This window comes from Methanobrevibacter sp., from assembly GCF_045126245.1.
Classification (GTDB): domain Archaea; phylum Methanobacteriota; class Methanobacteria; order Methanobacteriales; family Methanobacteriaceae; genus Methanocatella.
This window is the reverse complement of sequence record NZ_JBGVOG010000002.1, coordinates 1-14,632: the sequence shown is the minus strand read 5'-3', so window position 1 is coordinate 14,632 and position 14,632 is coordinate 1. Positions and strand designations below refer to the sequence as shown.

11 protein-coding genes are annotated in these 14,632 nt (G+C 35.5%); 2 read left to right on the top strand and 9 right to left on the bottom strand.

Going from position 1 to position 14,632, the window contains the following annotated elements; translation table 11 throughout:
• Positions 1-260: 260 nt before the first annotated feature.
• The 5 genes from ACJMLZ_RS00195 to metK form a co-directional block, all read right to left on the bottom strand.
• Positions 261-1,391 (bottom strand): site-2 protease family protein, encoded by a 1,131-nt coding sequence (locus ACJMLZ_RS00195; protein WP_405303310.1) that lies wholly within the window; start codon positions 1,389-1,391, stop codon positions 261-263.
• A gap of 16 nt (positions 1,392-1,407) precedes the next feature.
• Positions 1,408-2,625, bottom strand: coding sequence for a gephyrin-like molybdotransferase Glp (glp, locus tag ACJMLZ_RS00190; protein ID WP_405303309.1), 1,218 nt, complete (start codon positions 2,623-2,625; stop codon positions 1,408-1,410).
• A 24-nt stretch (positions 2,626-2,649) separates the two neighbouring features.
• A complete protein-coding gene (gene purL, locus ACJMLZ_RS00185; RefSeq protein WP_405303308.1) occupies positions 2,650-4,788 on the bottom strand; it encodes a phosphoribosylformylglycinamidine synthase subunit PurL in 2,139 nt (712 codons plus the stop codon).
• 9 nt (positions 4,789-4,797) lie between these two features.
• Complete coding sequence (ileS, locus tag ACJMLZ_RS00180) at positions 4,798-8,034, bottom strand: isoleucine--tRNA ligase (protein ID WP_405303307.1); 3,237 nt, start codon at positions 8,032-8,034, stop codon at positions 4,798-4,800.
• A gap of 230 nt (positions 8,035-8,264) precedes the next feature.
• The gene (gene metK / locus ACJMLZ_RS00175; protein WP_405303306.1) at positions 8,265-9,428 is read right to left on the bottom strand and encodes a methionine adenosyltransferase; all 1,164 of its coding nucleotides are present in this window, start codon (positions 9,426-9,428) and stop codon (positions 8,265-8,267) included.
• 408 nt (positions 9,429-9,836) lie between these two features.
• Here metK and ACJMLZ_RS00170 point away from each other — a divergent pair, with 408 nt between their 5' ends.
• Entirely contained in the window at positions 9,837-10,502 is a 666-nt protein-coding gene (locus tag ACJMLZ_RS00170) for a DsbA family protein (protein ID WP_405303305.1), read from the top strand.
• 144 nt (positions 10,503-10,646) lie between these two features.
• Positions 10,647-10,889 (top strand): hypothetical protein, encoded by a 243-nt coding sequence (locus ACJMLZ_RS00165; protein ID WP_405303304.1) that lies wholly within the window; start codon positions 10,647-10,649, stop codon positions 10,887-10,889.
• On the opposite strand, the gene ACJMLZ_RS00160 is transcribed toward ACJMLZ_RS00165, so the two are convergent.
• From ACJMLZ_RS00160 to ACJMLZ_RS00145, 4 genes are all read right to left on the bottom strand, one after another.
• A complete protein-coding gene (locus ACJMLZ_RS00160) occupies positions 10,875-11,567 on the bottom strand; it encodes a dihydromethanopterin reductase (acceptor) (protein WP_405303303.1) in 693 nt (230 codons plus the stop codon). The two genes, ACJMLZ_RS00165 and ACJMLZ_RS00160, sit on opposite strands and share 15 nt — an antisense overlap.
• Before the next feature lies 1 nt (position 11,568).
• Positions 11,569-12,840: a serine hydroxymethyltransferase gene (gene glyA, locus ACJMLZ_RS00155; protein WP_405303302.1), complete on the bottom strand. Its 1,272-nt coding sequence runs from the start codon at positions 12,838-12,840 to the stop codon at positions 11,569-11,571.
• A 93-nt stretch (positions 12,841-12,933) separates the two neighbouring features.
• On the bottom strand, positions 12,934-14,100 hold the full coding sequence (locus ACJMLZ_RS00150) for an MFS transporter (RefSeq protein WP_405303301.1): 1,167 nt from the start codon (positions 14,098-14,100) through the stop codon (positions 12,934-12,936).
• Positions 14,101-14,196: 96 nt separating this feature from the next.
• Positions 14,197-14,632 (bottom strand): 4Fe-4S binding protein (locus ACJMLZ_RS00145; protein WP_405303300.1); only part of this gene is annotated, 436 nt, incomplete at its 5' end.

Here is a 14,632-nt window from a genome sequence, read left to right as displayed (position 1 = left end):
AACCCACACTATGCCTGTGACCGGTAACCCAATCATAGCATTATTAGCAGTAACCGGAATCATCGGCGGATACGCAGTACTCAGAAGAAAAAACTAAAATTCAAAACTTTTTTATTAACCTTTTTATTCAAAAAGCATGATTAAATCATGCTTTTCATTTCCTCCCTATTTTTAAACAAATTTCATTTAAAAAAAAAAAAATTATTTAATGAAATTATTGCCTATATAAAACTCTAAAGACATAAAATAAGTAATTTCGACTAAATAAAGCCAACTATAATGCTGAATACGATTACAATAGCAAAAATAGCTGAAATTGAATTGACTATCGGTGCATATTGCTTTTCAGATAATCTATAGCTCAACAAAATTTCAAGCATATGTCCACCGTCAAGTGGTTTGATTGGAAGTATGTTGAAGAGCCCTATACCCAAATTTAGAGTAAATATCCATTGGAAAACATCCGCTAGGCTAAACAATATCCACGGAATTGAACCTAAAGAATTATCTTTTAGCTCATAATGCTTTGATGCCTGTATGCCGAAAAATCCGACAGATTCATTATTGGGGTTTTTACCAAGTTCAACCGTATAGCTGCCCTGATTTGTCTGAACCGTTATATTGTCTCCAGGCGTAAAGGAAGATACCACATTAACATAACTTTGAGCATCACTAATTTTATTGCCGTCGATTGCCTCTATTACCATTCCTTCCTTTAAAATACCGTCGGAAGGGGAGTCACCGACAACTCTGCTGATTTCTATTCCATTTTCATCAAATAGCTGGGGAATTTCATAAGACACCCCTGCAACAACCAATAAAGCTATCAACGCCAAAGTAATATTGGCCATTGTTCCTGCACCGTATACCCTTAGACGTGAAACCCTGCTTGATTTTTTAAGAATCTCTTCATCAGGCTCTACGAATGCCCCTGGAATTATGGCGAACAATAATAATCCGACTGATTTGATTGGAATTTTCTCACCCACAGATTGAATTCCATGGGAAAACTCATGAACTATCAATACGGTTGCCAATGCGATGAAACCTGATAAAAATGGAACATATATCGGAGACCCAGGTATTTCAACACCCGGCAGTACAATTGAAACCGTTTGTGTGTCAAAAACTGATTGCAGGGAACTAAGCAGTATCCATGCCATCGCCACCATTCCAATAAAACATATTACAATTCCAACATTCATATACCATTTCCAAAATGTTGGAGAAAAATTAGAAATTTTTGAAATTATCCCCCTGAGCCTATCGGTTTTCCACATGATAATCGGGAAACTAATTTCAAAACCATGATTAGACAATTTATCTTTTAATGTCAAGGACAATATCCAGATGATAAAAAAAGCTATCAAATAATAATAAATCCCATTCATTAAAATGCACCTTTATCTACCAAAGTAGTGAATCAAAGAAGACAACATCAACTATATCATTCTTTTGATATCCTTCATCATTTTCATCTATGATGATATAGCTGTTCGCCTCTACCATAGACCTAATTATGCCAGAACCTCTGTTCAGGACATGCCTTGTATATTTCTCATCAGTAAATGAACGGATGAAATCTGTCCTGCCGAGTTGGGAAGGAATTTTCAATTGGGATTCCTTTTTGACAATATTAAAATCAAATGATCTGCCTTGCATTTCAAATAAATATTTTCTAGCAAATATATCAAACTGAGTCATTGCCGCAACAGGCTGGCCTGAAAATGTGAATACCATCTTATCATTTACAATGCCCGCTCCGATTGGTTTTCCTGGCCTTATGGCAACACCATGGAACAATATATCACCAATATCATCAATAACATCAAGAACAACATCTCCTTTACTGATGGCTGTTCCTCCTGTTGTCATAATTACATCATAATCATTAGAAGCATCCAAAATAGCTTCCTTTACTTCTTCAAAGGAATCTCCAGCATGGTCAATGTCGCAAGTAGCACCAGAATCTTCAACCATTGCCCTTATAGTAAATTGATTAGAGTTTATAATTTTTGCTTTATCAATTTCTTCTTTAGTTGGTTCAACAAGCTCATTTCCTGTAATGATTACTTTAACTTTAGGCTTTTTGAAGACCTTTACCTTATCATAGCCGGCTGAAGCGATTAATCCCATTTCCTGATATCTGATGAAAGTATTTTTTGAAAGAATTTTTTCTCCTTTTTTAATGTCTTCCGCTTTAGGAGAAACGTTTTCACCAGGGGTGACCTGTGAATAAATTGTTAAATCATCCCCGTCGGTTGTTGTGTACTCTTTCATGATAACGGCATCGGCCCCATCTGGAATAGGGGCGCCGGTAGCTATTACAATAGCTTCATTTTCGCCGACAGTCTTATTAGAAAAGTCTCCTGCACCAATTGCATCAACTATCTTAAAGTTTTTTGGAGCAGATTGTGATGCACCAAATGTATTTTCACCAATAACAGCAAATCCATCCATTGCAGATTTATCAAAAGGAGGAGAATTGTGAAAAGCTTCAATATCTTCTGCCAAAACTCTTTTATGAGAATCATGTATTGAAATTTCTTCAATCTCCGTTATTTTTTGATTATCATTGATTAAATTTAATGCATTAGTTAGAGATTCCAATTTTGATAAAAACATGTTTCAACTCCCCCAAGTCAAAATTTATGGCATATATTTTTCAAGAACTCCATGATATGCATCGTTTAAGTCTTCATAGCTGAATTCGTGACCGTTTATATTTAATGAATTGCCTTTTACTTCTCCAATGACCTCAACGTCGACATCGATTTTTGCTAAAATATCATCCACGGCATCAGCCTTTACTGTTAAAATGTATCTTCCATGACTTTCTGAGTAAAGCAATTGGATTTTATCCAATTCATCATCAACCAAATTAACATCACAGCCCAATCCAGATTTAATAACCATTTCACAAAGTGCAATAGCTATACCCCCTGCAGATACATCATGAACTGCAGTGATATTTTTATCAACATCCTCATCGATTAACTTTAATACTGTTTGACCGTTAGCAACTTCTTCATCGATTCTTATTCTTGGAGCAGTTCCCTTTTCAAGATTATGAATTGTTCTGTGGTATTCAGAACCTGTCAATTCATCATAAGTTTTTCCAATTAAAAGAATCTTATCCCCTTCATTTTTGAAATCCATAGTTCTGATGTTATCGATTTTTTCAACACCAATGACACCAACGGCAGGGGTAGGATTGATTTTAATTCCTTCAGTTTCATTATAAAAACTGACATTACCGCTAATAACCGGCGCATTGAATTTCTCAGCCACAAGACTCATTCCTTCAATAGCCCTTTTAAATTGCCATAAAATTTTTGGAGTTTCAGGATTTCCAAAGTTAAGGCAATCCACTACGGCATAAGGAGTAGCGCCCATTGAAATAACATTCCTGATAGCTTCCGCAACACATCCCGCAGCCCCATCAAATGGAGACAATTTAGTGTGAATTGTATTTGAATCTGTAGTAAGTGCAATTGCAGTCTCATCATCTATTCTTAAAACCGCCGCATCATCTCCAGGTTTTACTACGGTTCTTACTTGAACTTCATGATCGTATTGTTTGTAAACCCACTCTTTTGAAGCAATGTTTGGAGATGATAATAGTTTCGGTAATGATTTGTAAACTCCAGGTTCCTTTAATTCAATTTTTTCTGTATCTTCTGGAATTTCTTCAAGCGGCCTATCGATTGAAGGAGGGTCTGCTAAAAGAATAGTTGGCAGATTAGCCAATTCTTCACCATCATCTGAAATGATCATGTTGTTTCCATCAATGACCTCTCCGATTACTGATGAGACAATTTCATGTTTATCGCAAATTTGCTGAGCGAGTTCAACATCATCAGGGTTTATCACAAATACCATTCTTTCCTGTGATTCTGAAAGCATGATTTCGTATGGAGTCATTTCAGTCTCTCTTAATGGAATTGCACGTAAATCTACCAATGCACCGTTATTTGAAGAATCCACCAATTCAGAAATACAGCAGGTGAGGCCTCCGCCGCCTAAATCTTTAACACCGCTGACATTAATCTTTTCTAGGATTTCAAGTGAAGCTTCCAAAACCCTCTTTTTGGTAAATGGATCGGCCACCTGCACGGCAGGCCTGTCTTCAGTTTCGGAATCTGATGTTAACTCTTCTGATGCGAAAGTTACCCCATGAATTCCGTCACGTCCTGTAGTCCCTCCCATTAAAAGGAATACATCACCGATATTTGGTGCCTGTGCACGAACTATCTTATCCTTCTCAACAAGTCCCACACACATTACGTTCACTAAAGGATTTGTTCTAAATGATTCATCAAACTCGATTTCACCTGCAACGGTAGGTACCCCGACACGATTTCCATAATCGGAGATTCCCTTTACAACATGCTCGAATAAGTACCTGGATTTTTCATCTTCCAAAGGTCCAAATCTAAGTGAATCCAAAAGTGCAATAGGCATTGCTCCCATAGAAATAATATCCCTTAAAATTCCACCAATACCAGTTCCTGCACCACCATATGGTTCAATAGCTGATGGGTGATTGTGTGATTCCATTCCTACAGCCAATGCATATTTATCAGTTACGGATACAAGCCCTGCATCATCTCCAGGACCTAAAATAATATTTTCACCTTCGGTCGGAAAAGCTCTTAGGAAAGGTCTGCTGCTTTTATAGGAACAATGTTCTGAAAACATTACATCAAGCATTCCCTCTTCCAATTCATTCATTTTCCTTCCAAGGATTCCTTCAATATATTCAATTTCTGAATCAGCTAAAGTCATGTTAACACCTTAATTTTTAATTGAAATAATAACTTTTTCTCCTTCAATATCCCATTCTTTGGTATAATCTTTAGAATCTTTACTGCATTCCTCTGTGTCGGTTATAATTAGGCTATTTGCCCTTACTTCGTGAGATATGAATTCTGATTGGGGAACAATTAAATCCTTGAATTGTGCAGATGTTTCCACATCAACATTAATGTTTGCTTCAACATCCAAATCCAGATCTTTTCTCATGTCTTGAACCCTTCTTATCAATTCACGAGCCATAGCCTCCTGTCTAATTTCCAAAGTAATATTGGTATTTACAAATACGTTTCCGCCGTCAAACTCTGATGAAACAAAGTCATCCGGAAGTTCTGAGTCAAATAATACTTCTTCACAAGACAATTCAATTCCTTCAATAACAACACTGCCATTGGCATCAAGTTCCGCTTTAATTTGATTGCCGTCACTTTCTTTTAATCCTTTTACGACTTTGCCCATATCCCCTTTAAGTTTCGGACCTAAAATTTTGAGATTTGGTTTGGCGTTGAATGATAGCTTATCAAATTCGCTTGCTCTTAAAACCTCTTTGGTATTTGACTGGTCTTTAATGATGTCCTCCAATTCTTCAATGGCTTTCAAGACATCTTCATCCTGAGATACGACAGTAATGTCTGAAACCGGCCATCTGAGTTTATATTGCGCAATGTCACGTGCCCTAATAGATGCATCGATAACGTCACGAACCACATCCATTTTAGCTTCCAGTCCTTTATCTATTGCATCCTCATCATAACCCCAATCAATCATATGAATACTTTCAGGAGCGTCCGGATTTACTCCCTTAACAAGATTTTCATAGATTTCCTCACACACATGAGGTGCTATCGGACATAAAACGGAAATTAATTTGATGATTGCAGTGTATAAACTGTAGTATGCACCTAATTTATCCGGGTCATCACTTTCAACCCAGGTTCTTCCACGAATAAGCCTTACATACCAGCGGCTTAAGTCTTCGAGGATGAAATTATTGATTTTTCTGGTTGCATTGTGGAAATATAACTTATCCAATTCTTCTGCAACTTCTTTGACTAAAGTATTTGCCTTAGATATAATCCATTTGTCTTCAGCTCTTAAAATCATGTCCTCTTCACTTAATCCAACAGGATTGAAGTTATCCAATGCCATGTAAGTGGTTGAAAATACATAAATATTCCATAAAATGTTAAACATTTTGTTAATGTTTAAAAGCTCCTCCCATACGAACTTTAAATCATCCCATGGTTTGGAAGCCCATAATAAATAGAATCTTAAAACATCCGCTCCATACTTTTCAATGACCTCTTCTGGAGACACGACATTTCCTAATGATTTTGACATCTTATTTCCGTTCTCATCCAATACAAAACCATGCATTAAAACTTTTTGATAAGGACTTTTGCCCATAGAAATTACTCCAGTACCCAATTGTGAGTAGAACCATCCTCTGGTTTGATCGTGACCTTCTGTAATAAAGTCATATGGGAACCAGTCTTCAAATTTCTCTTTTTCTTCAGGGTAATATAGAGATGCCCAACCGGCAACACCGGAATCAATCCATACATCCAGTACATCCGGAATTCTTTTAATGGTTTGACCACATTTGTCGCATTTTACTTCAACTTCATCTACGTATGGCCTGTGGATAAGTTCTGAGTCTGAAACAGTTATTTCATTTAAGGATTCGGCCTTTAACTCATCAAGAGAACCGATTACTTTCAGTTCACCACAGTCCGGACATTCCCAAATAGGAATTGGAATACCCCAGAATCTTTGCCTTGAGATTGTCCAATCGCGGGCATTGTCTACCCAATCATGGAATCTGCCTTCACCGGCCCATTTAGGTATCCATTCAACGCGGTCAATTTCATCCAACATTTTTTGTTTAATGTCAGTTACCTTTAGGAACCATTGTTTTGTAGCTCTGTAAATAATCGGGGTTTTACATCTCCAGCAAACACCGTATCTGTGTTCAATGGTTTCTGACCTATACATTAAGCCTTTGTTTTCTAAATCTTCAATTATTTGGGAGTTTTCATCTTTTGTAAATTTATCAGCGTATTTTCCTGCATCTTGTGTGAAGCATCCATCTTCACCTACCGGACAGAATATTGGAATTCCGTTGGCCTGACCTACTTCAAAATCGTCCGGTCCGTGTCCTGGTGCTGTGTGAACTAAACCAGTACCTTCACCCAGTTCAACATGGTCTCCGGACAATACTTTGTGGACATTTTCTATTTCATCGAATTCCGCATGCTTAGGAACTTCATCCAAAAGAATGTATTCATAGCTCATTCCAATTAAATCTTCACCCTTAACAGTCTTGATAACTTCATACATCACTTCTTTTTCTTCTATGATTTGATCTTCTTCACCGTCATTTTCTGCAGGTATTTTAGTTCTGTGAATCTTAATCTGTTTACCTAAAACGTCTTCCATCAGGTTTTCAGATAAAATATAGGTTTCACCGTCTTTTGAAACATAAACATAATCAAAATCAGGATTTGCACAAATAGCCATGTTTGCAGGCAAAGTCCATGGAGTAGTTGTCCAAACCAGGAAATAAGTATTCTCTTCACCTTTAACCGGGAATTTGATATAAATTGAAGGGTCGACCTTTTCCTCATATTCGATTTCAGCGGCCGCCAGTGCAGTTCCACAATGAGGACACCAGCTGATTACCCTTTGGTCGTTTACAAGTAAATTCTGTTCGTTTGCTCTTTTAAGAGTCCACCATGAAGATTCCATATATTTAGGATCCAGTGTCATGTAAGGGTCATCCCAATCCATCCAAACACCCAATTGGTCAAATTGCTCTTCCATGGCCACTTTATTTTCCATTGCAAATTCCCTACATTTATCAACAAAAGCTGCCATGCCTATAGTGTCTTCAATTTCCTGCTTTGATTGAATGCCCATTAAATGCTCTACCTTGTTTTCGATTGGAAGCCCATGCATATCCCAGCCGGCCTGACGTCTTAAACTAAATCCATTCATTGACTTATAGCGCAAATATGAATCTTTAATAATCTTATTCCAAGCTGTACCTAAATGAATTTTACCACTGCAATATGGGGGTCCGTCTAAAAATGAATACCTAGGACCGTTTTCTCTAAGTTCATTTACTTTTTTGAAAGTATCTTCGTCTTTCCAGAACTTCTGTACTTTCTTTTCTATTTTATCGTGACTGTATGATTTATCTGCCTCTTTTATTGGCATTGTAACTCCTCAAAAATTATTAATCTATAATATGTATTCTTTTGTTTAAGATAATAAATAAAGGTTATTGAAATTTTCGAATATTTTAAAAATTGAAAAGATTTTAAAAAAAATAATATGGATAAATCTTCAAAAAAGAGAAATATGCAAAACAAAAAAATGAGTTAAAAATTTATATTGAGAATTTAAAAAAAAATTAAAAGCAATTCCTCAAAGGAGGAAAGCTTCATTTAGATATACTTTTTCAAATCTTCAGCCTTGTCGGTTCTTTCCCATGGAAGACCTTCAATACCGAAGTGACCGTATTTAGCAGTCTGTTTATAGGTAGTGTCTCTTAATCCTAATGTTTCAATGATTCCATCAGGAGTTAATTTGAAGTTTTCACGTACGATTTTATCAAAATCAAGATCTGCTGCAGCGGTTCCGAAAGTATCCACCATGACAGAAGTCGGTTCGGCAACTCCAATCGCATAGGATAGCTGAATTTCACATTTTTCTGCAAGTCCACTAGCTACAATGTTTTTTGCAATGTATCTTGCCATGTAACATGCACTTCTATCCACTTTGGTACAGTCCTTACCTGAAAATGCTCCTCCACCATGGCGAGCATATCCTCCATAAGTATCGACAATAATCTTACGGCCAGTTAAACCTGCATCTCCGTGAGGACCGCCAATTTCAAATTTACCAGTTGGGTTGATGTGCTCTTTGGTATTTTCAGTCATTAAGTTATCAGGAATAACTGCCTTGAAGAGCTTTTCACGAATATCAGCTTTTAATTGCTCTTGGTTATCAGACATTGTCTCATCATGTTGAGTTGACAGTACAACTGCGTCAAGTGAAACAACATTTCCATCCTTATCATAATTTACGGATACCTGAGCTTTACCGTCAGGTCTTAAATATGGAATTTCCCCGCTTTCTCTAAGTTCTGTTAATTTATTGGTTAATTTACGAGCAAGATCGATTGGATAAGGCATTAATGAGTCTGTTTCGTTAGTTGCATAACCAAACATCATACCTTGGTCTCCAGCCCCACTTTCCTCATCTCCACGGTCTACTCCTTGATTAATATCTGCAGACTGTTCATGAAGCCTGTTTTGAACTATGCAAGAATGACCATCAAATTCCAAATCAGGGTTATCATAACCGATTTCAATGATTGTATCCCTTATGATCTTTTCAATTTCATCTTTAGAAATATGGGCTGATGAGGTAATTTCACCAAATACCATACAAAAATCAGTTGTTACACAAGTTTCACATGCAACGTGTGAATTTTTATCCTGTGCCATGTACGCATCTAAAATAGCATCAGAAATGATATCTGCAACTTTATCCGGGTGTCCTTGAGTTACGGATTCTGATGTAAATGTCCTAAATATTTCATTCATATTATCACCAATATTTGATTTTAAATTCCCATTATAAGAATTGTATCAACATTATCAAATAGTCACTATTAATTTTATATTAAATATTATATATAAATTATTAAAAATTATGCTAAAATAAGGATTCAAAAAATTTTAGTGAATAACTAATTCGCAAAAAAGAAAAATGATAAATACTAAAATGACTATATCAAAAATTAACAAGAGCATTGCAAAGCAATAGCTCAATAATTCAATTCATACTCATTTAAAGAATGGAAAAATATTCTTTTAATAAATTAAAATTAATACTAGTGATAAAATGAGTTTTTACAGAAAATATAATACAATCATAAGAAGTATAGATAACATTGCAAAGCTATATAAAATCTATAAAAAAGACAAATCAAAGAAAAAAGATGATAAAAAATGAATATTATTTATTTGATTGATTTCAACTGCCCTTATTCATATATTGGACTTAAAAGACTTCAAAAAGCTGTTGAAAGTCTTAACTTAGATGTTGACTGGGAAATGAGATCTTTTGAACTTGAAACGGATGCTGGGAAAAGACCTACAATAAGCACCACTGAAAGATATGCGGAAAAATACGAATTGTCTCCTGAAGATGCTTCAAGAAAGATTGATGAAATAGAAAAGATTGCACATGAGGACGGCCTGGAAATTAATTTCAGGGATATGCTTCTTACAAGTTCCAAAGATGCATTAAGACTTACAAAATACGCTCAGAATATGAATCCGGAAATTACCCTAAAGCTTGTCGAGGAAATATTTTACTCCAACCTAGTCAAAAACGAAAACATCGCCGATATAAATGTCTTAATCGGAATTGCCATTTCATGCGGACTGACAGAATTTGACGCCAAAAAAATTCTTGAAAACAACTACTACAATATAGAAGCATACTTGGATAAAGAGGAAGCACTGACAAACGGAATTACAGCTACACCTTGTTTTATACTGGAGTTGAATGAAGACAGGCTAATCCTTCCCGGAGTGTTTTCAACCGGTGAGTTTAAAACTGCACTCAAAGATTTGTCAAGTGGCGATTTAGAAGGAAAGACTTTTATTTAAGTTAATATTGATTTAAACTCGTTAAAAGATTAAATATTTTAAAATAGAAATATTTAATTCATGATTTTAAATAAAACAACCCATGAATGTATAAACATAAGAATTAAATATGCCAACACTTTTTTTAAGCGTTTTAAAGGATTGATGTTGAGAAAAAATATTGATTTTGGACTGTTATTTACGAATCTGAAAGGCTCAAACATACATACATATTTCATGCTGTCTGAAATCGACGTGTATTTTCTAGATGAAAAGAAAGTTGTTTTTGAAAAAGTCAGTTTAAAACCTTGGAAATTCCATAAACCTCAAAAGAAGGCAAGTTATATTCTGGAAACAAAAAAAGATGAATTAAAATTAAAAATAGGGGATAAATTAGAATTTGTCTAAAATATCCATAGGGCTTTCAAAGATTTGAATAGTATCAATACTGGCCAATTTGCGAGTATTTTCAATATCGATATCTCTCATATAGATTGTAATGATCTTTCCTTCAGATATTGCGTCATTCGGGCATGTGTTTCTACACAAACCGCAACCGATACATTTTGTCAAGTCTATTTCTTCATGCGGAATAATGGCTCCCTGTTCGCAAGCCAATGATGCAACACAGTCATCGCAACTTTTACATTTGGACAATTCCATTTTTGAAGGAAGTACTGTGTCGATTGGTCCCGGATGAATATCAACAGGAACCATATACACCGGAACAGCACCTTTTCCTGATTGTGCTACTGCATTTGTAACAAGAGTATCTGCTATTCCATAGACTATCTTTGAAACTGTATTCGCTGTTGCCGGAGAAACTATCAATAAGTCGTATTTACCTAATGATAGGCGACCGGTAATTGGATATGAAAACTTTTGATTGGAATCTGTAGCCAATTCACGATATTTGCCACCAGTTATTTTGACAACCCTTTCATAAAGTCCATACATTTTAAGGACTTCTTCGGCTGCACCTGATAGGAATATTGTAACTTCGTGCTCGCTAGCTAATTTTTCAGCCACTTGTACAGATTCTCTGAGTAAATGACCCGCTCCGGTAAACGCAAATCCGATTCTCATTTTAATCTAATGTGTGATATTGATAAGCTTCTCTGTCTGAGAACGCATAATCTAGTTTTGTGTATTGATTCATGAACTCAGCAACTTCATCAGCAATGTCTTCTTTATCGACTGCAACACGTTTAATGAATTCAGCAACTTCATCCATTTCTTTTTCTTTTAAACCTCTTCTGGTAATTTCTTGGGTTCCGATTCTAATACCGGATGGGTCATCAGAGTTGTCTCTGTTATCACCAGGAAGGAGGTTTTTGTTTAGGATTACATTATTGTCAGCCAATTCCTTTGCAATATCGGATGCTGATCTGATGTTAGTTAAGTCAACGGCAATTTGGTGGGATTGGGTGAAACCTTGTTCTTCACATAATACATTGAATCCTCTTTCATACATTGCTTGACCTAATGCCTGTGCATTTTTAATGATTTGTTTTGCGTAAGCTTCACCGAATTCTAACATTTCAGCGGTTGCAATACCTAAACCGAGCAAGTGGTGTAAATGGTGATTACTTACAACACCAGGAAATACCGCATTGTCAATAATCTCTTCATTTTCTTTGTGTGAGAGAATGATTCCACCTTGTGGGCCAGGGAATGTTTTGTGGGTACTTCCCATCATCAAATCTGCCCCTTCTTTAAGAGGTTGTTGGAACTGGCCTCCAGCAATAAGACCCAATACGTGAGCCCCATCATACATTACTGTAGCTCCAACCTCATCAGCTGCTTCACGAGCTTCTTTTATAGGATGAGGGAACAGGAATAGACTTCCGCCGAATAAAATAATTTCAGGTTTTTCTTCTAATATTTTTTTGTTCATTGCATCAATGTCAATGTTCATTATGTCTTTATCCAATGGGTGGAAAACTGTTTTAAGACCGCGAATTCCGGCTGCACTTACATCAGCGTGAGAAATGTGTCCTCCGGATGGCACTTCCAATGCCATTACTTTTTCACCAGGTTTTGCAAAACCAAAGAATGCTGCAAGATTTGCAGTTACACCAGAAACAGGTTGAACATTTGCATAATCACAGTCATAAACTTTACAAGAAAGCTTTTTGGTTTTATCTTCGATTAAATCTATGTATTGGCATCCTTCATAAAACCTTTCAAATGCTTGTCCTTCAGCATATCTATGAGCAAAATCAGTGGCAACAGCTTCAGTTACTTCTACACTTGTAACGTTTTCAGAAGCAATGAGGTTGATACTGTTTCTCATATATTCAGTATGTTCTTTTGCAATTTTTTCAAAATTTAAAATTTCATCATGATAATTAGTCATTTACTACACCTAATATCCAATTAAATACTTATGATTAAATTTATGTCAAACATCTAATATAATAGTTATGAAAAAGATTTAATTTAAAAAAAATTAACTGTATTTCAAATTAATTTTTAAAATAGTGATAGCATAAAAAAGCAAAATAAATGCAAACATTAAAAACAGAATACCAGCCGCAAATATTGACATCACTCCAAATCCATCGACCAAAAATCCTCCAATTGCAATTCCAATTGCAATACCGCCATTTAAAATACTTAAGAATATGCCATTTGCAAGTTCAAGATTTTGGGATAATACGGATGTTTCGATGTATTGTATTAAATTATATCCCATTCCGTCAAGTATTCCGAATATTAAAATCAGGATCAAAGTCAAAATCAAATAATCCTTTGAAAAATACAATGATAAAAACACAAATACGCATACTAACTGAAAAACAATTAATGTTGCTTTATCTTTTAAAACTATTAACTTTCCTCCTAACCATGTTCCACCTATGGAGAATAATCCATATATGAAAAGGAAAATACTTAATTTGTAAGTGTAGACATGACAAACGGTTTGCAGGAAGTAAGGCATATAATTGTAAACAATGCTTGCACCTATTGGCATCATAATTATTCCAACTGATGAAATAATGAATTCTTTTGACTTCAAATCAGATAAGGGCATTTTATAACCCTTTGATTTACCATCAATGTTTGGAAAGAAGATTATTATAAGCACTAATGAAAAAAGATTGATTGCAAAAATCCAGGACATGGCGATTTGGTATCCGAATATTGTGCCGAGTCCTGTAGTTATCGGCAAACCGACAATACTTCCTACAGAAATTCCAAGCAATATTCTTGTTATATAATCCTGCTTTTCACCTTCAGGAGCTATCTCCTCACAAACTGTCAGCGCAATAGATATGAACGCCGGATAAAATATTGCAGACAATATCCTAAAGAATGATGCAACGGCAATATTTTTTGTAAATATCAATGCAAAATTCGAAATTGCAAATATTGATAAAATAAAAATGAATGTTTTCTTTCTTTCAAACCTTGAAAAAAATACAGGAACAAATAATCCGAAAATCGCTATTGTAAAGGTGAATGAACTTACATACAATCCTGATATTGAAATTGTAGTGTTGAAATATTGGGATATCTGTGAAATTATACCAATTATGCTTAAAGGAGTATTGATTCCAAGTGCTGATATCATTAAAATGCATAAAAGTAGTTTCGGATTTTTCATGATATTCATATAACAATTGTTATTTATAATATATCCTAAATACTATAAAAAAGTTTGGAAAATTAAAAAAAAGAAAAAAAGAAATAGAGAAATAAATCTCTAAATCTATTTACCTATGTCTTCAAGAGCAGCACTGATTTGTGCCATAATTTGCTCGGTTTTGAAGTGTTGTTGGTTCATTGCACCGGATGGACATGCACCTACACAGGTTCCGCATCCTTTACATAATGCAGAGTTAATTTGTGCAAATTCTTTTCCACCTACACCAGTTGCGATGGTAATTGCAGCAAATGGACATAATTCAACACATACTTGACATGCACCACAAACAGCGTCGTCGTTGGATGCAATAATAGGTTCGATTTCTACTTCTCCTTTAGCCATTGGGATTGCTGCTCTTGATGCTGCAGCTGAACCTTGTGCTACGGAGTCAGGAATATCTTTAGGACCTTGTGCTACACCAGCAATGTAAACACCGTCAGTTAAGGTGTCAACAGGTCTGAGTTTTGGGTGAGCTTCCATGTAGAATCCGTCTGCAGAT

What these genes read in the sequence shown, in the direction of transcription:
- glp (WP_405303309.1), bottom strand. Translation starts at nt 2,625, where the DNA reads ATGTTTTTATCAAAATTGGAATCTCTAACTAATGCATTAAATTTAATC.
- ACJMLZ_RS00150 (WP_405303301.1), bottom strand. Translation starts at nt 14,100, where the DNA reads ATGAATATCATGAAAAATCCGAAACTACTTTTATGCATTTTAATGATA.
- ACJMLZ_RS00195 (WP_405303310.1), bottom strand. Translation starts at nt 1,391, where the DNA reads ATGAATGGGATTTATTATTATTTGATAGCTTTTTTTATCATCTGGATA.
- ileS (WP_405303307.1), bottom strand. Translation starts at nt 8,034, where the DNA reads ATGCCAATAAAAGAGGCAGATAAATCATACAGTCACGATAAAATAGAA.
- metK (WP_405303306.1), bottom strand. Translation starts at nt 9,428, where the DNA reads ATGAATGAAATATTTAGGACATTTACATCAGAATCCGTAACTCAAGGA.
- ACJMLZ_RS00160 (WP_405303303.1), bottom strand. Translation starts at nt 11,567, where the DNA reads ATGAGAATCGGATTTGCGTTTACCGGAGCGGGTCATTTACTCAGAGAA.
- glyA (WP_405303302.1), bottom strand. Translation starts at nt 12,840, where the DNA reads ATGACTAATTATCATGATGAAATTTTAAATTTTGAAAAAATTGCAAAA.
- ACJMLZ_RS00165 (WP_405303304.1), top strand. Translation starts at nt 10,647, where the DNA reads ATGTTGAGAAAAAATATTGATTTTGGACTGTTATTTACGAATCTGAAA.
- purL (WP_405303308.1), bottom strand. Translation starts at nt 4,788, where the DNA reads ATGACTTTAGCTGATTCAGAAATTGAATATATTGAAGGAATCCTTGGA.
- ACJMLZ_RS00170 (WP_405303305.1), top strand. Translation starts at nt 9,837, where the DNA reads ATGAATATTATTTATTTGATTGATTTCAACTGCCCTTATTCATATATT.